This window comes from Acinetobacter lactucae (assembly GCF_013344765.1).
GTDB classification, from domain to species: Bacteria; Pseudomonadota; Gammaproteobacteria; order Pseudomonadales; family Moraxellaceae; genus Acinetobacter; species Acinetobacter lactucae_A.
Genome location: NZ_JABVBF010000052.1, coordinates 1 through 19,420, shown reverse-complemented (window position 1 = coordinate 19,420; position 19,420 = coordinate 1). Strand labels below are relative to the sequence as shown.

The 19,420-nt window shown below is 39.0% G+C and carries 21 protein-coding genes; 15 read left to right on the top strand and 6 right to left on the bottom strand.

Going from position 1 to position 19,420, the window contains the following annotated elements:
- Nucleotides 1-232: 232 nt before the first annotated feature.
- The 6 genes from HUN22_RS07515 (at nucleotide 233) to HUN22_RS07490 (ending at nucleotide 5,744) form a co-directional block, all read left to right on the top strand.
- The gene (locus HUN22_RS07515) at nucleotides 233-1,240 is read left to right on the top strand and encodes a sulfate ABC transporter substrate-binding protein (RefSeq protein ID WP_001212602.1); all 1,008 of its coding nucleotides are present in this window, start codon (nucleotides 233-235) and stop codon (nucleotides 1,238-1,240) included.
- Nucleotides 1,241-1,270: 30 nt separating this feature from the next.
- The gene (locus tag HUN22_RS07510) at nucleotides 1,271-1,879 is read left to right on the top strand and encodes an RBBP9/YdeN family alpha/beta hydrolase (RefSeq protein ID WP_174727654.1); all 609 of its coding nucleotides are present in this window, start codon (nucleotides 1,271-1,273) and stop codon (nucleotides 1,877-1,879) included.
- Nucleotides 1,880-1,959: 80 nt separating this feature from the next.
- Nucleotides 1,960-2,793 (top strand): sulfate ABC transporter permease subunit CysT, encoded by an 834-nt coding sequence (gene cysT, locus HUN22_RS07505; protein ID WP_061875453.1) that lies wholly within the window; start codon nucleotides 1,960-1,962, stop codon nucleotides 2,791-2,793.
- Nucleotides 2,790-3,674, top strand: a complete 885-nt coding sequence (cysW, locus tag HUN22_RS07500) for a sulfate ABC transporter permease subunit CysW (protein WP_017480571.1) — start codon at nucleotides 2,790-2,792, stop codon at nucleotides 3,672-3,674. Before cysT ends, cysW begins: the two co-directional genes overlap by 4 nt.
- Nucleotides 3,675-3,685: 11 nt before the next feature.
- Nucleotides 3,686-4,747: a sulfate/molybdate ABC transporter ATP-binding protein gene (locus HUN22_RS07495; protein ID WP_174727651.1), complete on the top strand. Its 1,062-nt coding sequence runs from the start codon at nucleotides 3,686-3,688 to the stop codon at nucleotides 4,745-4,747.
- A gap of 73 nt (nucleotides 4,748-4,820) precedes the next feature.
- Nucleotides 4,821-5,744, top strand: a complete 924-nt coding sequence (locus HUN22_RS07490) for a CysB family HTH-type transcriptional regulator (RefSeq protein WP_174727648.1) — start codon at nucleotides 4,821-4,823, stop codon at nucleotides 5,742-5,744.
- An 83-nt stretch (nucleotides 5,745-5,827) separates the two neighbouring features.
- Here HUN22_RS07490 and carO read toward each other — a convergent pair whose 3' ends face one another.
- Complete coding sequence (gene carO, locus HUN22_RS07485; protein ID WP_174727645.1) at nucleotides 5,828-6,577, bottom strand: ornithine uptake porin CarO type 1; 750 nt, start codon at nucleotides 6,575-6,577, stop codon at nucleotides 5,828-5,830.
- Between the two features lie 295 nt (nucleotides 6,578-6,872).
- Between carO and dapD the strand changes: the two genes are divergently transcribed.
- The 8 genes from dapD (at nucleotide 6,873) to HUN22_RS07445 (ending at nucleotide 11,967) form a co-directional block, all read left to right on the top strand.
- On the top strand, nucleotides 6,873-7,694 hold the full coding sequence (gene dapD / locus HUN22_RS07480) for a 2,3,4,5-tetrahydropyridine-2,6-dicarboxylate N-succinyltransferase (RefSeq protein ID WP_004699931.1): 822 nt from the start codon (nucleotides 6,873-6,875) through the stop codon (nucleotides 7,692-7,694).
- A 99-nt stretch (nucleotides 7,695-7,793) separates the two neighbouring features.
- On the top strand, nucleotides 7,794-8,504 hold the full coding sequence (gene queE / locus HUN22_RS07475) for a 7-carboxy-7-deazaguanine synthase QueE (RefSeq protein WP_174727642.1): 711 nt from the start codon (nucleotides 7,794-7,796) through the stop codon (nucleotides 8,502-8,504).
- 40 nt (nucleotides 8,505-8,544) lie between these two features.
- Complete coding sequence (gene queC / locus HUN22_RS07470; RefSeq protein ID WP_002118843.1) at nucleotides 8,545-9,213, top strand: 7-cyano-7-deazaguanine synthase QueC; 669 nt, start codon at nucleotides 8,545-8,547, stop codon at nucleotides 9,211-9,213.
- A 16-nt stretch (nucleotides 9,214-9,229) separates the two neighbouring features.
- Nucleotides 9,230-9,643, top strand: a complete 414-nt coding sequence (locus HUN22_RS07465; RefSeq protein ID WP_174727639.1) for a hypothetical protein — start codon at nucleotides 9,230-9,232, stop codon at nucleotides 9,641-9,643.
- A gap of 96 nt (nucleotides 9,644-9,739) precedes the next feature.
- On the top strand, nucleotides 9,740-10,426 hold the full coding sequence (locus HUN22_RS07460) for a diphthine--ammonia ligase (RefSeq protein WP_174727636.1): 687 nt from the start codon (nucleotides 9,740-9,742) through the stop codon (nucleotides 10,424-10,426).
- Between the two features lie 17 nt (nucleotides 10,427-10,443).
- Nucleotides 10,444-10,905 carry a peroxiredoxin gene (locus HUN22_RS07455; RefSeq protein ID WP_017399250.1) on the top strand — a complete coding sequence of 154 codons (462 nt, stop codon included), beginning with the start codon at nucleotides 10,444-10,446 and terminating at the stop codon, nucleotides 10,903-10,905.
- Nucleotides 10,906-11,023: 118 nt separating this feature from the next.
- The gene (locus HUN22_RS07450; protein WP_174727633.1) at nucleotides 11,024-11,593 is read left to right on the top strand and encodes a CAP domain-containing protein; all 570 of its coding nucleotides are present in this window, start codon (nucleotides 11,024-11,026) and stop codon (nucleotides 11,591-11,593) included.
- 11 nt (nucleotides 11,594-11,604) lie between these two features.
- A complete protein-coding gene (locus HUN22_RS07445; RefSeq protein WP_174727630.1) occupies nucleotides 11,605-11,967 on the top strand; it encodes a glyoxalase superfamily protein in 363 nt (120 codons plus the stop codon).
- Between the two features lie 11 nt (nucleotides 11,968-11,978).
- Here the strand turns inward: HUN22_RS07445 and HUN22_RS07440 are convergent, their stop codons facing one another.
- Nucleotides 11,979-12,554: a nicotinate-nicotinamide nucleotide adenylyltransferase gene (locus HUN22_RS07440; RefSeq protein WP_174727627.1), complete on the bottom strand. Its 576-nt coding sequence runs from the start codon at nucleotides 12,552-12,554 to the stop codon at nucleotides 11,979-11,981.
- Nucleotides 12,555-12,663: 109 nt separating this feature from the next.
- On the opposite strand from HUN22_RS07440, the gene HUN22_RS07435 reads away from it, so the two are divergent.
- Nucleotides 12,664-13,464, top strand: coding sequence for an enoyl-CoA hydratase-related protein (locus HUN22_RS07435; protein WP_174727624.1), 801 nt, complete (start codon nucleotides 12,664-12,666; stop codon nucleotides 13,462-13,464).
- Here the strand turns inward: HUN22_RS07435 and HUN22_RS07430 are convergent.
- From HUN22_RS07430 to purL, 4 genes are all read right to left on the bottom strand, one after another.
- Nucleotides 13,457-13,777 (bottom strand): NGG1p interacting factor NIF3, encoded by a 321-nt coding sequence (locus tag HUN22_RS07430; RefSeq protein ID WP_174727622.1) that lies wholly within the window; start codon nucleotides 13,775-13,777, stop codon nucleotides 13,457-13,459. The two genes, HUN22_RS07435 and HUN22_RS07430, sit on opposite strands and share 8 nt — an antisense overlap.
- 69 nt (nucleotides 13,778-13,846) lie before the next feature.
- A complete protein-coding gene (locus tag HUN22_RS18120) occupies nucleotides 13,847-13,972 on the bottom strand; it encodes a KGW motif small protein (RefSeq protein WP_254617530.1) in 126 nt (41 codons plus the stop codon).
- A 200-nt stretch (nucleotides 13,973-14,172) separates the two neighbouring features.
- The gene (locus HUN22_RS07425; RefSeq protein WP_174727619.1) at nucleotides 14,173-15,378 is read right to left on the bottom strand and encodes a multidrug effflux MFS transporter; all 1,206 of its coding nucleotides are present in this window, start codon (nucleotides 15,376-15,378) and stop codon (nucleotides 14,173-14,175) included.
- Between the two features lie 82 nt (nucleotides 15,379-15,460).
- Nucleotides 15,461-19,294, bottom strand: coding sequence for a phosphoribosylformylglycinamidine synthase (gene purL / locus HUN22_RS07420; protein WP_174727616.1), 3,834 nt, complete (start codon nucleotides 19,292-19,294; stop codon nucleotides 15,461-15,463).
- Nucleotides 19,295-19,420: the final 126 nt, after the last annotated feature.

The window sequence follows — 19,420 nt, the reverse complement described above, 5'->3', positions numbered from 1 at the left end:
ACAATACAACACCTTTCATTTAAATAATAAATGATTGATTTTAAAAAATTATACCGATTTCGTATCAACTTTTGAAACTTGTTATATATCAAGATTTAAGAATAGTTTATCTCTTTTTAGTATTTCTATTTTTTTCATATTAAATTCGTTTTTTATTATTTTTTTAGGATAAAGACTAGCGCTATTCTGCGTTCATGTTTTGAACATTTCATATTTTTTGAGGACTTATCTCATGCGTTTTTCTCAATTAAAAGTCGGGGTTATCGCTGCACTTCTTTCTGTTTCATCATTTGCAGCCCAAGAATTTTTAAACGTTTCTTACGATCCTACTCGTGAGTTATATACGGATTTCAACAAACAGTTCGGTACTTACTGGAAACAACGTACTGGTCAAGATATTGAGTTTAAACAATCACACGGCGGCTCTGGTAAACAGGCTCGTGCAGTTATTGATGGCTTAAATGCAGATGTGGTGACATTAGCACTTGCAGCAGATATTGATGAAATTGCTGAAAAAGCAAAATTACTTCCAACTAACTGGCAGAAAAAACTGCCACAAAACTCAACGCCATATACATCAACGATTGTGTTTTTAGTGCGTAAAGGCAATCCAAAACAAATTAAGGACTGGGCTGATTTAATCAAACCCGGTGTAGAAATTATTACACCAAACCCAAAAACCTCTGGTGGTGCTCGCTGGAACTATCTTGCAGCTTGGGCTTGGGCAAAACATCAACCAGGCGGCAATGATGCGAAAGCACAAGAGTACGTTCGCCAAATTTATAAACACACTAAAGTTCTAGATTCGGGTGCACGCGGTGCAACGACTACTTTTGCTGAGCGTGGTATTGGTGATGTGTTACTGGCTTGGGAAAATGAAGCTCATTTAGCCATTCGTGAACAACCAGGCAAATTTGAAATTATTACCCCATCTCTTTCAATCTTAGCTGAACCTCCAGTTGCAATTGTAGAGAAAAATGCAGCTAAAAAAGGCAACTTAACCATTGCTAAAGGTTATCTCAACTATTTGTACTCACCTGCTGGCCAAGAAATTGCAGCGCGTAACTTCTACCGTCCTCGCAATGCAGCTGTACTCAAAAAATACAGCAATGTATTTAAGCCATTGAAACTAGTAACCATTGATAAAGAATTTGGTGGTTGGACAAAAGTACAAAAACAACACTTCGATAATGGTGGTGTTTTCGATCAAATCGTGAAAATCAATAGTGCAGAGAAGTAATTCTTTGTACTAAAGGTAAGGAGAACAGACATGATTCACACTGTAATTGTTCCGGGTGTAGGTGGCAGTGAACATCAACATTGGCAATCTTGGTTGCAGCGTCAACTCGTGTCTAGTTCTCGTGTTGAGCAAAAAAACTGGGATAGACCTGTACTAAACGAATGGATTGAGCAATTTGTTAATACAGTTCAAGCAGCTCAAGCCCCTGTTCAAATTGTTGCGCATAGTTTTGGATGCTTAACGAGTGTTGCTGCTTTAGCTGAGTATCCAGAATTAAAAAGCCAAGTTAAGAAACTTATTTTAGTCGCTCCAGCAAATCCAGCACGCTTTGGGGAAGCAGGGTTTGCTCGTCATAGCTTAACTGACTACAAAGCTTATTTTCATCAATTAAAAATTGATGTTCCTGCAACGCTGCTCATTAGTGAAAATGATCCGTGGCTTGGCCTTTTTGATGCTTTACAACTTGCAAAAGCATGGAAGTTAAATCCAATTAATCTTGGTGAAGTGGGCCATATTAATGTTGCCTCAGGTTTTGGACCATTTCCAGATTTACTGAATTATTTAATTCCAGAAGATTCGATGTGTAGTCACTCATCTATCGACCCGGTAAAAACACATTTCTCTTTGAAATTTGCTTAATACCAATCTTTATACCGCACCGTTTATCTTTATTTATTCGCTTACTGGTTTCAGCAGGCTTTTCTCTTTGAGGAAATATCATGTCGCAGCGATCCCGAGTGCTGCCTGGGTTTGGTCTATCTTTGGGCTTCACCCTCGCCTATGTGTCTTTTATTGTGCTTATTCCATTAGCCGCAGTCTTTATCAAATCATTTGGAATCGGATGGGACGGATTATGGGAAATTTTAACGTCTGAGCGTATTTTAAAATCGCTTCAACTTAGCTTTAGTTCAGCTTTAATCGCAGCGTCTATTAATGTTGTATTTGGCCTACTTTTGGCTTGGTGTCTTGTTCGTTACAACTTCCCAGGAAAACGTCTGGTTGATGCTCTAGTTGACTTACCTTTTGCTCTACCAACCGCAGTTGCAGGTATTGCTCTTACTTCGCTCTATGCACCTACTGGCTGGATCGGTCAATATCTGGAACCACTTGGTATTCAGGTTGCCTATACGCCTATCGGGATTACATTAGCATTGGTGTTTATTGGTATTCCATTTATTGTAAGAACAGTTCAACCAGTACTCAGTGATATCGAAACTGAACTTGAGGAAGCTGCTTCGGCACTCGGCGCAAATCGCTGGCAAACCATTACTAAAATTATTTTACCAATCTTACTACCTGCTCTATTTACAGGCTTTGCTTTGGCATTTGCCCGCGGCGTGGGTGAATATGGTTCTGTTATTTTCATTGCCGGCAATCAACCATTTAAAACAGAAATTGCCCCACTGATGATCATTTCTCGTCTTGAGGAATATGACTATGCAGGTGCAACCACCATTGCTGCTGTGATGTTGGTTCTCTCTTTCATTATTTTATTTGCCATTAATTTACTTCAAGTCTGGGCAAACCGTCGTACGGGGAGAAATATCACATGAACCTACATACCGACAGCAATGCACTTGCCTTAAAGTTGCAATCTCGTGATGCGACACGTGAACCGACTTGGGTACGTTATACCCTCATTACCATTGCACTGATTTTCTTTCTCAGTTGCCTGATGCTGCCGCTTATTCTGGTTTTTGTAGAAGCATTTAAACAGGGACTTGAAGTCTATGTTCAGGCTTTGATTGATCCAGATACATTATCAGCAGTGAAATTAACATTACTCACTGCAGCGATTGCTGTACCAATTAACGTGATATTTGGTGTTGCCGCAGCTTGGGCCGTTTCAAAGTTTCAGTTTAAAGGAAAAGCTATTTTAACCACCATTATTGATATGCCTTTTTCGGTTTCACCCGTTATTGCAGGTTTAATGATTGTACTTATTTTTGGTGCACAAGGCTGGTTCGGCGGCTGGTTAATGGATCATGACATCAAGATTTTATATGCCGTACCCGCAATTGTTTTGGCCACTATATTTATTACAGTTCCATTTGTGGCACGTGAGTTGATTCCCCTTATGGAAGCTCAAGGAACTGAAGAAGAAGAAGCAGCGATTGTACTCGGTGCTTCAGGCTGGCAAACCTTTTGGAAAGTCACTCTACCTAATATTAAATGGGGTCTGATTTACGGCGTAATTTTGTGTAATGCCCGAGCAATGGGCGAGTTTGGCGCAGTATCAGTGGTTTCTGGCCACATCCGTGGTGAGACTAATACCCTGCCACTTCATGTCGAAATTTTATATAACGAGTACACCTTTAGCGCAGCCTTTGCCGTGTCCTCACTGCTTGCCTTCTTAGCTCTTTTAACACTGATTTTAAAAACTTGGTTAGAGCTACATCAAGATAAACCAGAACCGCATTCAACTGATTCGTAAGGAATGAAATCATGAGTATTCAAGTTAAAAATATTGAAAAACACTTTGGTGCATTCCATGCGCTTAAGAATATTTCCCTAGACTTTCCGGAAGGTGAACTGGTTGCACTACTTGGCCCATCTGGTTGTGGTAAAACAACCCTCCTTCGAATTATTGCAGGACTAGAGTCAGCTGATGGCGGTCAAGTGCTACTTGAAGGTGAAGATGCAACCAATGTACATGTGCGTGAGCGTCAGGTTGGCTTTGTATTTCAGCACTATGCTTTATTCCGTCACATGACCGTATTTGACAATATTGCCTTTGGGTTACGTGTTCGTCCTCGAGCAACACGTCCTTCAGAAGCTGAAATTAAAAAACGTGTTACTCGTTTACTTGATCTAGTTCAACTAGGCTTTTTAGCAGACCGCTACCCTGCTCAGCTTTCTGGCGGACAACGTCAGCGTATTGCTTTAGCACGTGCTTTGGCAGTAGAACCGCGTGTGTTATTACTGGATGAGCCATTTGGTGCCCTAGATGCCAAAGTCCGCAAAGAATTACGTCGCTGGTTACGCAACTTACATGATGAATTGCATATCACTTCAATTTTCGTAACTCACGATCAGGAAGAAGCACTTGAAGTAGCAGATCAAATTATTGTCATGAATAAAGGTAATGTTGAGCAGATCGGCTCACCTCGTGAAGTTTATGAAAAACCTGCAACGCCATTTGTGTTTGATTTCTTAGGTCAGGCAAATCGATTTGAAGGTGAACATACGGAAGGTATTATCCGTATCGGCAATGACCGTATTCAATTACCGACTTCAGTTGAAGCACCTCAAGGAAAAGTGATTGCTTTTGCCCGTCCAGATGAGTTACATATTCACTCGCAACCGCAAGCGAATACGATTGAAGCGACGTTTGTACGTGAAATCTGGATTGCCGGAAAAGTAGTGGCCGAATTACAAGACCGTAATGGACGTTTAATTGAAATTGCTCTGAGCAGTGAAGCTGCAAAATTACATGCATTTAAACCAAATCAAACTGTTTGGGTGAGTGCATCTCAATTGCACTTGTTTGCAGACCAAGTTGCTTAAGAAATATATTTGGTGAGGAAATATCTTGCGGATTTTTCTAGACGCTCCTCACCTCTTTTGAGGAAAAGTGTAAATGAACTTTCAACAATTAAGAATTATCCGAGAAACAGTACGCCAAAACTTTAACTTGACGGAAGCATCGGCTGCACTCTACACATCTCAATCGGGTGTAAGTAAACACATTAAAGATTTAGAAGATGAATTAGGTGTCCAACTTTTCGTTCGTAAAGGTAAACGCCTTTTAGGTTTAACTGAACCAGGACAATCACTTCTTAGCATTGTTGAACGTATGTTAGTTGATGCTGAAAATATTAAACGACTTGCTGAAGATTTTAATAAAGTTGACGAAGGAACATTAACGATCGCAACTACACATACTCAAGCGCGTTATGTATTACCTCCGATCGTCAATCAATTTAAGAAATTATTTCCAAAAGTTCATTTGATTTTACAACAGGCTAGTCCTGTCGAAATTTCAGAAATGCTATTACAAGGTGAGGCAGATATTGGAATTGCAACCGAGTCTTTAACGACTGAAGAAAATCTGGCTAGCATTCCTTACTATCAATGGCAACATAGTATTATTACCCCGCAAAATCATCCATTAGTGCAGGCAGAAAAGATTACTCTTGAACTTTTAGCTGAATATCCACTCATTACTTATCATGGTGGTTTTACAGGTCGCTCTAAAATCGATAAGGCTTTTGAAAAAGCTCAACTTGATGCAGATATCGTAATGTCAGCTCTTGATGCAGATGTTATTAAGACTTATGTCGAATTAGGTATGGGAGTTGGAATTGTCAATGATGTGGCCTATGACACAGAGCGTGATCATCGTTTAAAACAAACTAAAACTGATATTTTTGGTGTCAATACGACATGGATTGCAGTTCGTAAGGGCCATCTATTACGCGGTTATGGTTACGAATTTATTTCTTTATGCTCACCTGATGCAGATATTAAAGCGCTTAAAAAAATTGCTTACCCAGACGAATAAAAATTAAAAATAAAAGAGCTAAAAAGCTCTTTTATTTTATTCGATATAAAAAACGAGCCGTAGCTCGTTTTTTCTTTGTGATCTTACCAGTAGAAGTTCACACCAACTTTACCAACTGGTAACCATTTGTACTTATCATCATTACGGATTTCGTTTTCTTCCTTATCTACCGCATCTTGAGCTGATGTTGGGTTACCATTTACAGGAGCAAGGTTATATTGAGTTAACTGAACTTTTGGATTACCAGTGTAGTAAGCACCTACTTCACCAAATACACCCCAGTTCTTATTGATCTTAGGTGCAAAACCAAAGCCTACATAAGGGGCAATATTATTTTCATAATTCATCTTACCTCTTACACCGCCCTCTTGACCAACAACCGCTTGTTGATAGTTCTTACCATCAATTGATAATGTTTCACCATTACCAATACGTTTAGCTAGGTCATAATCATTATCGAGATAAGCAGCACCTGCAGCTACATATAAGCCTTGAGCCCATGGATTAGCACTAGCACCCCAAGGACGAATCTCAGCATTTAAATAGATATTGTTATTATCCATATCTAGGTCATATTTAGTGCCATTTACAGAAACATCATCTGTCCACGAAATGTCACCGCCATTATAACCCAGAGCCAAACCTACATATGGGTTTGCTTGCCATAGTAAAGCACCACCGTAACCAGTTGTACCTACCTCAGCACGCACCCCTACAGGAAGTAATTGTTTTTGATCAAATGCATAACTGTCATGAACAACAGCTTCATCTGCCATAGCAGCGCCAGCTGCGAATAAAGCTGTTGTGGTGACTAATACATGTAATGCTTTCATAGTTTTCTCCTCAAAAAGGCTTTGTTTTTAATTTATTCATCTTGTGACTAAAATCATAATAAAGAGAGCTTAGAGTCTTTTTTATACAAAAAATGATAGATTTCTGTTATTTTTTGATACAAATTGAGTTAAATTTTTATTTTCAAATCATTTTTGTGTAAAAAACACTTGATTATCTAATAAGCTTATTTTGATTTATCTCATTTATATCATCAATTAAACGTAACACGTTTTTTGAAAGATTCTTGTCACAAATTAGTGTAAAATCTTTAAAATTTTTTATGGAAGGAAGATCATGTCTCAGCTTTCTACGATCATTGAGCAAGCATTTGAAGACCGCGCAAATTTTACTGCAGCAGATTGTTCAAGCGAAATTCGCCAAGCTGTTGAAGAAGCAATTGCTGGTTTAGATAACGGTACACTTCGAGTTGCTGAAAAAATCAATGGTGAATGGGTTGTTCATCAATGGTTAAAAAAAGCTGTTTTATTATCATTTAAACTAAATGACAATAAACCAATCGAGTCATGTGATCTTCGTTTCTACGACAAAGTTGAAACTAAATTCTCTGGTTGGACTGAAGAGCAATTTAAAGCTGCAGGTGTTCGTGTTGTTCCTCCTGCTGTAGCACGTCGTGGTAGCTTCCAAGCTAAAAACGTGGTGTTAATGCCATCTTATGTCAACATTGGTGCTTATGTAGATGAAGGCACAATGGTTGATACATGGGCAACTGTTGGTTCGTGTGCTCAAATCGGTAAAAATGTTCACTTGTCTGGTGGTGTAGGTATCGGTGGTGTTTTAGAACCATTACAAGCTAACCCAACCATTATTGAAGACAACTGCTTTATCGGCGCGCGTTCAGAAATCGTTGAAGGCGTTATTGTTGAAGAGGGCTCAGTCATTTCAATGGGCGTTTTCATTGGTCAATCAACTAAAATTTATGACCGCGAAACTGGCGAAATCCATTATGGTCGTGTACCAGCAGGTTCAGTTGTAGTTTCAGGCAGCTTGCCATCTAAATGTGGTACTTACAGCTTATATGCTGCAATTATCGTGAAAAAAGTTGATGCAAAAACACGTGCAAAAACGAGCTTGAACGATTTGTTACGCGCTGACTAATTTGTTATAAATCTCTTGCGGAGCTTTATCGCTCCTCATCTCTACGGTCAACACTGATCGTAGAGATTTTATTTTTTTATATAGTGTGGTATTTCTAGAATGGCTTCCTTACGTTCCTCTGCAATTCCTGTCTCAGACCCTGCGTCCGGTTTACGCATTACCGAGATTTTTTACTCGTTGCAGGGTGAAGCAAATGCCTCTGGCCTACCGACTGTATTTATTCGTCTAACGGGCTGTCCATTACGTTGTAGCTATTGTGATACCACTTATTCTTTTGAAGGTGGTGAACGTTTTTCACTTGAACATATCATTGAAACAGCTACACAATTTCAAACACCTTATATTTGTGTGACTGGTGGTGAACCTCTCGCACAGCCAAACTGTTTGATTTTATTGCAACGTTTATGCGAAGCAGGTTTTGACGTTTCTCTAGAAACCAGCGGCGCTCTTGATGTATCAAAAGTAGATTCTCGTGTTTCTAAAGTTCTTGATTTAAAAACTCCAACTTCTGGTGAAGAACATCGTAATCTCATCAGTAATCTTGACCATTTAACACCACATGACCAAATCAAATTTGTGATTTGCAATCGTGAAGACTATGAATGGTCAAAGCAACAAGTTGAAAAATATCAACTGCACACAAAAGTCAGTACCGTTTGGTTCTCCCCTGCCTTTGCAGTTGAAAAAGGTGCTGTAGGCCTGCCACGTCTAGCACGTGATCTGGCACAGTGGATACTTGATGATAAATTACCTGTTCGTTTCCAACTTCAGTTACATAAACTGCTTTGGAACGATGAATCAGGTCGTTAATCACTCAATAAAATAAATCATTCCGAATATGGAGAAAAATATGCGCTCTCGTGCCATTGTTTTACTTTCAGGCGGCTTAGACTCAACCACTTGCCTAGCTTGGGCACAAGCGCGCTATGAATGTATTGCTATTAGTTTTATGTATGGCCAACGCTCAACCACTGAACTTGATGCTGCAAAAGCATTAGCTCAGCGTTCAGGTGTTGAACATCGTGTAATTAATATTGATCTAGCAAATTTGGGTGGATCTGCACTTACAGATCACAACATTGCCGTACCAGAACAGTTACAAGAAGGTATTCCTGTAACTTATGTACCAGCGCGTAACACTATTTTCCTCTCATATGCTCTAGCAGCAGCCGAAGTATTTAATGCTGAAGCTATTGTTATTGGTATCAATGCCGTTGATTATTCAGGATATCCTGACTGTCGTCCTGAATTTATTGATGCTTTTGCGAATATGGCTCGTTTAGCAACTAAAGCTGGCGTAGAAGGAAAACCACTTAAGTTTGAAACACCCCTGTTACATTTATCCAAAGCGAATATCATACGTTTAGGGATTGAACATGGCGTAGACTATAGTCAAACGGTATCTTGCTACCAAGCAGATGCTCAAGGACGTGCGTGTGGTAAATGTGACAGTTGCCGTTTACGTAAAGAAGGCTTTATCGATGCCGGTGTTACTGACCCAACACGCTATATACCGTAATAAGTAGGTAAAATTTATGAAGTTGTTAAAATCAAATCTTATTCTTTCATCTTTATTCTCAGCAGCTGCACTTATGGCTGGTTCAGCTCAAGCAGCTGAAAACCCAGTTCAAGCGGCATATAAAAGCACTAACGTTAAAGGTGCATTAGTTAACGTTTGTAAAGAACAAACTGCTAAAGGCGGCAAGTTAAGTTCATCTGAAGTTAGCAAATTCTGTAGCTGCCAAGTTGAAGCACAAGGTAAAGTGACTGAAGCACAAAAATGGGAAATCCAAAGCGCAATCAATGCGAAGAAAAGTCCAAGTTCTTTAGGATTTGTACAACAACAAAACCGTGATCTTAAAGCATGTTTCGGTCCTCAGTTAACAAGTAAGCTTGAAAAATTAACAGAAGAAGCTATGAAAGCAGCTCAACAAGCTCCTAAAAAATAAGATTCTAATGTTCCAAATTAAGCCTGCATTTATGCAGGCTTTTTTGTAGCTCTGTTAAAATGACAACACTTTTGACCAATTCATTTGATGTAAACCATGCTAGAACAATGGAAAACTAATGCTAACCATAAAAGGTCTATTGTCTCATTTAGTGGAGGCAAAGACAGTTCTCTAGCACTCTACCATGCAATGCAGACTGGTGAAGTGATTGGATTAATCGTTATGCTAGAAGAACAAGGCCAACGCTCTCGTTCACATGCTATGCCTCTTGATATTATTCAAGCACAAGCTAAAGCAATCGGCTTACCCGTATTTATGGCTTCATCAAGCTGGAATGACTATGAAGCTAAATTTATTGAGTTACTCACTCAGGCAAAGCAACAAGGAGCCGAGGTACTAGTTACAGGTGATCTTGATATGCCTCAACATGGCTGTTGGCATGATCTAATAACGCAACAAGTGGGACTTCAGTTAGGAATGCCTCTTTGGCTACGTCCACATCGTGAAGTTGTTGAGGAATTCATTACTCTTGGATTTCAAAGTGTCATTGTCACTGTGAATCTAAAACTAGGAATGAAGGTCGAAGATTTAGGTAAAACCTTAACTTTAGAATACATCCAAGAACTTGAGAACCGTGGCATTGATCCATGTGGTGAGGGCGGAGAATTTCATACGACTGTGATTGATGGGCCAATTTTTAACAAAGCAATTCCTGTAAGAAAACTCAATATTGTTTATCATGAGGAATATGCTTTTTTACCACTTGAATTAGATCAAATTTAACTTTTAAAGGATAAGAAATGTCTGAGAATATTCAACTGCCAAATCAGGTGTTCCCTACCACACACGGTGAAGTGAACTTGACCGAAGTCGAAAATGAATGGCTAATCATTTACTTTTATCCTAAAGATTCAACACCAGGGTGTACAACACAAGCAGTGGGTTTTTCTTGTTTGAAAGATCAGTTTGATGCTTTAGGTGCCCGTATTTTCGGTATTTCACGTGACTCGGTAAAAGCCCATCAAAATTTTACAGAGAAGCAAGCACTTACTATTGATCTGATCAGTGATAAAGAAGAAATTCTTTGTCATCACTTTGATGTGATTAAAGAAAAGAATATGTATGGAAAAAAAGTAATGGGTATTGAACGTTCTACTTTTATTTTCCATAACAAAACTTTAGTTAAAAGCTACCGTAAAGTTAAAGCTGCTGGGCATGCAGAGCAAGTTCTAGAAGACTTAAAAGCTCTACAAACAGCTTAGTAAATTTAAATATCAAAGAGCGAGCGTAAAGCTCGTTTTTTGTATATGTACAAATTACCTACTCATTTACTTTAGCGTATGATAAAGACATTAGAATAATTAACGCTAAGGTATTTACATGGGTCTGCTCAAAGTTTGTAATTTACTGTCTAGTGGCCTTGTTATTTCTGCATGCTCTGTTAGTTCATCCAGTATGCCGCCCTCAATGACATCATCTACACCACAAGTTGAAACTCCACCTATAAAAATAAGTTGTCAAGATTTACAAAATCCAGCCTATCAACCAGCTGTACTTAAAATAATTAATCAGATTCGCCAGCAATCACGCCAATGTGGACAACAACATTTCGCTGCAACCAGACCACTAAGTTGGAGTAATAATTTATATAAAGGTGCACTTTCTCATAGTGAAGATATGGCAACACACAACTTTCTCGGACATGTTGGCTCCACTGGCCTAGACTTAAAATCACGCTTAAAACTTTACAATACACTTGGTAAAGCCAATGGTGAAAATGTAGCGAGTGGACAGAAAACATTAGATGAAGTGATGTCTAGATGGCTGTCGAGCCCCTTACATTGTAGTAATCTAATGAACCCCAGATTTACAACCTACGCAATTGCTTGTTCTTCTGATCAATCTGTAAAACAAAAGAGCTATTGGACTCAACAATTTGGTACACGTTAAAAGGAAAAAAGATGCAATCAGGTTCAATCACCCCTATTTTAAGAATTTTTGATGTCGAGTTAGCTCAATCATTTTATCTTGAGTTCTTGGGTTTTCAGCTTGATTGGCAACACCAATTTGAAGACAACTTTCCGCTATATTTACAGATTTCCAAAGACGATTGCGTGATTCATTTATCTGAGCATTTTGGTGATGCGAGTCCACATAGTGCGATCCGTATTTATTGGGAACATATTTATGAGTTGCATAGTGAACTAAGAAAAAAAGATTATAAATTTTCTAAGCCTCAAGTTGAAAAAACAGATTGGGAGACACTTGAGCTCAACATCATCGATCCTTTTTCAAACCGAATTATCTTTTGGGCAGATGCTTAATTTATATGCACTTATTCAAAATCCTCTAAATTAGAGCGATTATCTTCTTCAAATCGTTGTTGCAGTTGTTGATAAGTACGTGTTTTTTTAAATTCATCCAAAAATCGAATCGTCCCTACAGGGAAAAATTCTGTTTGAATTTCACCGCGATAATAAGCTTCACGCATTGGTGTCGCTGAGATAGAGTCTTTTAAACTATCAAGTTCAACCATAATCCATTCAGGAAATAGTCGTAGATAATATGAAGACTCATCTTTAAAGTGTCCAATCAAACCAACTTTTGAGTTCGGTTCAATTACGCTATTCACTAAAGATTTGACTTGTTTTACCCATTTTTCGTCATTATAAACATCTACTACATGTACAAATTTAATACGCTTTTGCTCTTCGAGAGAGAAATTTGACAAGATCATTTGCTCTCGTTCAATTGCAAGAAATGGATTTTTAATATTACGTTCCATTTGAGCAGAGCCTAGCGCCAAAACCACATAGTGGCTTTGTTGTAAGGCAATTTCAATTGTCTGCATATGAGCCAAATGAAATGGTTGAAAACGTCCAATAAAAACGAGATAGTCAAATTTATACATAATTAAATTTTCACTTTTTATGAACTCATCAGTAACGCTAATTACAAAAAATATGCGCCATAATGAGAACCTAAAAATTAACAACTTGGTTTAAAGCAAGGATAGTACGATGACACTTAGCTGTATTCAACAACCTCATCAACATTTACATGCAAATTTAGAAGGTGGCGTACTCACCTTAGCCATAAATCGTCCAGAAGCAAAAAATGCACTGTATGGTGAACTTTACTTATGGATTGCCAAAGCACTTGATGAAGCTGACCAAAACAAAGATGTACGAATAGTTATTCTACGTGGTGCCGAACATGACTTTACCGCGGGTAATGACATGAAAGATTTTATGGGTTTTGTACAAAATCCTAATGCAGGCCCAGCAGGTCAAGTTCCTCCTTTTGTACTTCTTAAATCTGCTGCTAGATTATCGAAGCCGCTCATTATCGCAGTAAAAGGTGTGGCTATTGGTATCGGGGTGACGATTTTATTACAGGCAGATTTAGTATTTGCTGACAGCACTGCTCTTTTCCAAATTCCATTTGTTAGCCTTGGTCTTTCTCCTGAAGGTGGTGCAAGCCAATTACTGGTTAAGCAAGCTGGTTATCATAAAGCAGCTGAGCTTCTATTTACTGCGAAAAAATTTAATGCAGAAACCGCAGTACAAGCAGGTTTAGTGAATGAAGTGGTTGAAGATGCTTATGCAACCGCTCAGGCAATCGCTCAACATTTAGCCGACTTACCACTTGCATCGTTAAAGCAAACAAAGGCATTGATGAAACATGATTTAAATCAAACTATTGAATGTATTGATCATGAAGCTGAAATCTTTATGCAACGCGTTCAATCGCCAGAAATGCTAGAGGCTGTACAGGCATTTATGCAAAAACGTAAACCAGATTTCTCTCAATTTAATTAAAATCAATTTCTATGATTTGAATAAACTCAAAGGCAGGCTCTTCGTATGGATGGCTTGCCTTTAATGCTTTCGCAACCTCACTTGCCTTTTCTTCAAGCACAATCGTTTCAACCCGCCATTCATCCACTTGTTCAAGCTCACCCAGCTCACCAATATATGGATTCGCATCTTTAACTGGCTTAAACTGTCCTATTCCTTTTACTTGCCATGCACAGTGTTCATAATTACCGATACCACCTGCACCAGCAGAAAAAATGGCTTGTTTAGTCGACTCAAGATGTGACTCAGGTACATAATAAATCAGCTTTAACATGCGTAGAATGGACTCAAAACTAGTGAACTTACTTTAAATCATACCGTTAAAAAAGCTACAGAATCAAAGTCAGCTCATCATTACCAAATAATTTGCTCCAATAAAAAGGATTTGAATCGCAAGCGCCAAGCCAAATAAGCGCCAGCCCTTATCTTTAGTATACATTGTTCTCACGTGATACTTATTTTTCATCATTTTGATCTCCGATTCTTATCGTTGTTACAGAGAAAGCAAAAACTGATCCAATTTTAAACAAACTATAAAGTGTTAAATAGTCGAATGTCTATACCCTTATAATTTTTCTAAAATGTTTAAAAGAGCTAGATTCATTTATAGGTAGCTCTTATTTTTAACAATTTTTTAAAATTCAATGTATTGTCTGCATCTTCACAATTTTAAGCATTCGATTTCTTTAAATATCTGTTCTCATATATTGTCATAGCAAAAGCTAAACCACATAAAATGACGAAGCCACCAGTCATTGGAATTAATGTACCGTTATATAATTGCCCAATAATAGATGCAAGAATAAGTGACAAAACTGAGGATGCTGCACCAATAATGGCTGAAGCCATACCAGCAACATGTCCCATCGGTTCCATTGCAATCGCGTTTAAATTACCAAATAGAGTTCCAAATAATAAGAACAGAATGCAGGCATAAAGCATAAACATCCAGAATGAAACAACCACGCCTAAAAGTTGAATTCCCAAGAAAACTAAAGAAATTAGGCACAAACCTAGAAAGCCATAAATACAAATTGGACGCATCCCAAACTTCATCACAATTTTAGAATTTGTAAATGAAGCGATTCCCATTACACCTGCAAGCACAGCAAAATAAGCACTAAATTCTTGCCCTGTTTTACCAAACTGCTGCATAAAAATTTGTTGAGAGGTTCCCAAATAACCAATAAAACCACCAAAGCAAAAGCCAGCACATAGCAAATAGCTCATGGTGGTTTTGTTACTCACTACTTCTTTAAAACCTTCCTGAAATGCTTGTAGGCGCATCGGTAAACGATTTTCTGGAAGTAACGTCTCTTCCAAACGTAAAGCAACCCATGCCCCGACAACTGTGGCATAGGCCATATATAAAACAAAGATCTCACGCCAACCAAAGAAATGAATAATGAGCTGTCCCAAACTTGGTGCAATTGCTGGGGCAACCATAAACACCATCATGATTAAGGACATAATACGTGCCATTTGTGCACCACTATATTTATCACGCACAATTGAAATAGAAGCTACATAAGGACCAGATACTCCAATCCCTTGAATAAAGCGCCCAACTAAAAACCACTCAAAACTTTGTGTTGTAAAGCACAATAAACTTCCCAAAAAATAAATAATAATTCCTGCAAATAAAATGCGTTTACGCCCAATCGCATCAGATAGCGGTCCAGCAATGAGCTGCCCAATGGTCATGCCAGAGAAAATACCAATGATGACCCATTGCGTCTGATTATTATTCTTTAAGTCAAAAACTCGTCCAATCTCACCTAAAGCAGGTAAAACTGCATCTATCGAAAAAGAAACAATAGACATGAGTAATGCCATCAACAGTGCAAATTCACGGAAATGGATTTTTGATTTCATTTTTCTTCTCTGCTATTTATTCTATTTAAATTGTACTACATACAAATAAGCCACCTGACGGTGGCTTATTTCAATCTTTATATTAACCGATAAACTTACGTGCGTTACGGAACATACGTAACCATGCACCATCTTCAGTCCACTCTTCTGGACTCCACGAGTGCTGAATTGCACGGAAAGTACGCTCTGGATGCGGCATCATAATCGTTGCACGGCCATCTTTAGACGTTACACCTGTAATCGCTTCCGGCGAACCATTCGGGTTCAATGGATAATGTTGAGTCGGGTTACCGTGGCTGTCAACATAACGTAATGCCACTTGGTTCGCTGCATTCAAGCTTGTAATGTCAGCTTCACTTGCAACCGCACGACCTTCACCGTGTGCTACAGCAATCGGTAAAATCGAACCTTCCATACCATCAAGCAATACGGAAACGGATTTTTCAACACGAACGTTTACGCTACGAGCTTCAAAAACTTCTGACATATTGCGGTGGAAACGTGGCCAGTGGTCAGCACCCGGAATAAGCGGTGCTAATTGTGACAACATTTGACAACCATTACAGATACCTAAGCTGAATGTGTCTTCACGGTGGAAGAACTGTTCAAACTGATCACGTAATTTCGCATTGAACAATACTGATTTTGCCCAGCCACCGCCAGCACCCATTACGTCACCATAAGAGAAACCACCACAAGTCACTAGACCTTCAAAATCACTTAGGCTAACGCGACCAGCAAATAAATCACTCATGTGCACGTCAACAGTATTGAAACCCACCTTATCAAAGGCTGCTGCCATTTCAATATGACCATTTACACCTTGCTCACGCAAGATCGCCATATTAGGACGGCGTGTGTTAATGAACGGTGCTTCGATAGGTTCATTCAAGTCAAATGTTGGTTTAGCAATTAAACCTTGATGTGATTTATCTGCGATTAAAGCAAATTCTTGGTCAGCAGTTTCAACGTTATCACGTAAACGTTGGATCTGATGAGATACCTCAGACCAAGCTTGTTGCAATTCTGCACGATCTAAAGTCAAACCATTTACAGATAATTGATCTGTGTTGTTTACACGACCAACTACAGCAATTGCATCTTTTAAGCTAGAAGCAGCAACTTCTGCTTGTAAAGCGTCCCAATCAGTTGCTTTGATTTGAAGAACTGCACCAATTTCTTCAGCAAATAAACTTGCTGGAGTTTGGTCTTCTAATGCAACACCTAAACGTGCAGCAAACATCATTTCAGCAACAGTTGCGAGTAAACCACCATCACCAATGTCATGGTAAGCTTGAATCAAGCCACGGTTGTTCCAATCTTGAATTAAAGCAAAGAACGCTTTGAAATCATCAAAACTATCAACATCTGGAGTGATTGAACCGATCGCTTTATATACTTGCGCAAGAATCGAACCACCTAAACGGAACTGACCTTTAGATAAATCAATGCGTACAAGTATTGAATCTTCTAAATTCTTAAGTTCAGGTGTTAAAGTCTTACGAACATCAGCTACTGGAGCAAATGCGGTAATTACACCAGTCATTGGAGACGTTACAGCTTTATCTTCACCGTTTTCGTTCCAAGTGGTCCGCATTGAAAGTGAGTCTTTACCTACAGGAATCGCAATTCCTAAAGCTGGACACATTTCCATACCAATCGCTTTCACACCTTCGAACAATGCTTGGTCTTCACCTTTTTGACCAGCAGCAGCCATCCAGTTTGCAGAAAGTTTGATATCGCTAATTTGTTCAATGTTTGCACATGCAATATTGGTAATTGCTTCAGCAACTGCCAAACGAGCAGATGCTGCTGGATTTAACAATGCAACTGGTGGACGTTCACCCATTGCCATTGCTTCACCAGTGAAGCCTTGTAAGCTTGTAGTCGTCACTGCTGCATCTGCAACAGGAATCTGCCAACGACCAACCATTTGGTCACGCGCAACCATACCAGTAATTGAACGGTCACCAATGGTGATTAAGAATGACTTAGATGCAACTGTTGGATTTTTCAATACGCGGAAAATCGCATCTTTCAAATCAACTTTTGAAGCGTCAAATTCGTTACCTTTACGCTCAATTGTTTCATAAGAACGTTGCATACGCGGTGTACCACCAAGCATTACTTGCATTGGGATATCAACTGCGTTGTTTTGGAACAATGGATCTTCAACAGTTAGATGACGTGCTTCAGTTGCTTCACCCAACACGGCAAATGGACAACGTTCACGAGCACAGATTGATTCGAACTGTTCTAAAGACTCTGGACGAATTGCAAGAACATAACGCTCTTGTGCTTCATTTGACCAGATTTCCATTGGGCTCATGCCCGGTTCTAATGAAGGAATCTTACGAAGGTTAAGAACTGCACCTAATTCATGATCATTCACAAGTTCAGGCATAGCATTTGATAGACCACCCGCACCAACGTCATGTACAGAAACGATTGGGTTGAAGTCTTCTAAGCGCCAGCATGTATCAATTACTTCTTGACAACGGCGTTCCATTTCTGGGTTTTCACGTTGTACAGATGCGAAGTCAAGACTTTCACCCATTGTACCGCTGTCTACAGAAGATGCTGCACCGCCACCAAGACCGATTAACATCGCAGGGCCACCCAATACAATGAGCAAGTCTCCTGGTTGAATCGCATCTTTTTCTACATGGTCAGGACGAATATTACCGTAACCACCAGCGATCATGATTGGCTTATGGAAGCCCTTCACTTCACCATTTACATTCTGTTCAAAAGTACGGAAATAACCATTTAATGCAGGACGGCCGAATTCGTTGTTAAATGCCGCGCCACCTAATGGACCTTCAATCATGATTTGTAATGGCGATGCCATACGTGAAGGTTTACCGTAGTTTTCTTCCCAAGGTTGTTCAAAACCAGGAATATTTAAGTTAGAAACTGTAAAGCCCGTTAAACCAGCTTTTGGTTTACCACCACGACCAGTAGCACCTTCATCACGGATTTCACCGCCTGAACCAGTTGCAGCACCAGCAAATGGAGAAATTGCTGTTGGGTGGTTGTGAGTTTCAACCTTCATTAAAATATGAGCAGCTTGACTCTTATATTTATAAACGAAGTGACCATTTTCATCCGCTTTTGGATAAAAACGCATCGTGTCATAACCAACGATTACAGATGCGTTATCTTTATATGCAGATAAAACATCAGTTGGCGATTCTTTATAAGTGTTTTTAATCATCTGGAACAATGATAATGGTTGTTTTTCACCATCAATTGTCCATTCAGAACCAAAGATTTTATGACGACAATGTTCAGAGTTGGCCTGCGCAAACATCATCAATTCGATGTCATTTGGATTACGACCAAGCTTACCGAATGCTTCAGTTAAGTAATCAATTTCTTGTTCAGATAACGCAAAACCAAACTCATTGTTCGCTTTAACCAAAGCTTCTTTGCCTTGACCTAAGATATCAATTGAATTTAATGGTTTTGGAGCTGTTTCTGAAAATAATGCTTTTGCATCATCAATTTGAGCAAAAACTGTTTCTGTCATACGATCATGAAGTACTTGTTTAACTTCATTAGTAATTTCAGTAACGCCTTTTAACGTGAATAAAAGACCACGTTCTAAACGGTGTACTGGTGTATTACAGTTTTTGAAAATATCAGTTGCTTTAGAAGACCAAGGTGAAATAGTACCCACACGTGGTGTTACTAAAATCTGAATCTCATCACTTGCAGGTTGACGAAGTTCAAAAGACTCACCGTCATTTAATAATTGCAAAGCAGATTGATGTTGCTGCTCGTTGAGCGCTTGATCAAACAAATAGACCCATTGGCTGTCAAAAGATTGAACAGAACTAATTGACGATAAACGTGTTAATAGTTGAGCTTTCTTAAAAGAAGAATGTGCTGCTGCACCGGCCACGATAAACATGTTGATTTTGGCTCCACGGGCAGGTCTTGTGAACCTTACCGCAATGTGACTTTAGAGAGAGCGCATATTCTACTGCGTCTTGCTAAAATCAGCTAGATGTAGAATCAGTATTCTGTAACCTAATTC

What these genes read in the sequence shown, in the direction of transcription:
- HUN22_RS07515 (WP_001212602.1), top strand. Translation starts at nt 233, where the DNA reads ATGCGTTTTTCTCAATTAAAAGTCGGGGTTATCGCTGCACTTCTTTCT.
- HUN22_RS07510 (WP_174727654.1), top strand. Translation starts at nt 1,271, where the DNA reads ATGATTCACACTGTAATTGTTCCGGGTGTAGGTGGCAGTGAACATCAA.
- cysT (WP_061875453.1), top strand. Translation starts at nt 1,960, where the DNA reads ATGTCGCAGCGATCCCGAGTGCTGCCTGGGTTTGGTCTATCTTTGGGC.
- cysW (WP_017480571.1), top strand. Translation starts at nt 2,790, where the DNA reads ATGAACCTACATACCGACAGCAATGCACTTGCCTTAAAGTTGCAATCT.
- HUN22_RS07495 (WP_174727651.1), top strand. Translation starts at nt 3,686, where the DNA reads ATGAGTATTCAAGTTAAAAATATTGAAAAACACTTTGGTGCATTCCAT.
- HUN22_RS07490 (WP_174727648.1), top strand. Translation starts at nt 4,821, where the DNA reads ATGAACTTTCAACAATTAAGAATTATCCGAGAAACAGTACGCCAAAAC.
- carO (WP_174727645.1), bottom strand. Translation starts at nt 6,577, where the DNA reads ATGAAAGCATTACATGTATTAGTCACCACAACAGCTTTATTCGCAGCT.
- dapD (WP_004699931.1), top strand. Translation starts at nt 6,873, where the DNA reads ATGTCTCAGCTTTCTACGATCATTGAGCAAGCATTTGAAGACCGCGCA.
- queE (WP_174727642.1), top strand. Translation starts at nt 7,794, where the DNA reads ATGGCTTCCTTACGTTCCTCTGCAATTCCTGTCTCAGACCCTGCGTCC.
- queC (WP_002118843.1), top strand. Translation starts at nt 8,545, where the DNA reads ATGCGCTCTCGTGCCATTGTTTTACTTTCAGGCGGCTTAGACTCAACC.
- HUN22_RS07465 (WP_174727639.1), top strand. Translation starts at nt 9,230, where the DNA reads ATGAAGTTGTTAAAATCAAATCTTATTCTTTCATCTTTATTCTCAGCA.
- HUN22_RS07460 (WP_174727636.1), top strand. Translation starts at nt 9,740, where the DNA reads ATGCTAGAACAATGGAAAACTAATGCTAACCATAAAAGGTCTATTGTC.
- HUN22_RS07455 (WP_017399250.1), top strand. Translation starts at nt 10,444, where the DNA reads ATGTCTGAGAATATTCAACTGCCAAATCAGGTGTTCCCTACCACACAC.
- HUN22_RS07450 (WP_174727633.1), top strand. Translation starts at nt 11,024, where the DNA reads ATGGGTCTGCTCAAAGTTTGTAATTTACTGTCTAGTGGCCTTGTTATT.
- HUN22_RS07445 (WP_174727630.1), top strand. Translation starts at nt 11,605, where the DNA reads ATGCAATCAGGTTCAATCACCCCTATTTTAAGAATTTTTGATGTCGAG.
- HUN22_RS07440 (WP_174727627.1), bottom strand. Translation starts at nt 12,554, where the DNA reads ATGTATAAATTTGACTATCTCGTTTTTATTGGACGTTTTCAACCATTT.
- HUN22_RS07435 (WP_174727624.1), top strand. Translation starts at nt 12,664, where the DNA reads ATGACACTTAGCTGTATTCAACAACCTCATCAACATTTACATGCAAAT.
- HUN22_RS07430 (WP_174727622.1), bottom strand. Translation starts at nt 13,777, where the DNA reads ATGTTAAAGCTGATTTATTATGTACCTGAGTCACATCTTGAGTCGACT.
- HUN22_RS18120 (WP_254617530.1), bottom strand. Translation starts at nt 13,972, where the DNA reads ATGATGAAAAATAAGTATCACGTGAGAACAATGTATACTAAAGATAAG.
- HUN22_RS07425 (WP_174727619.1), bottom strand. Translation starts at nt 15,378, where the DNA reads ATGAAATCAAAAATCCATTTCCGTGAATTTGCACTGTTGATGGCATTA.
- purL (WP_174727616.1), bottom strand. Translation starts at nt 19,294, where the DNA reads ATGTTTATCGTGGCCGGTGCAGCAGCACATTCTTCTTTTAAGAAAGCT.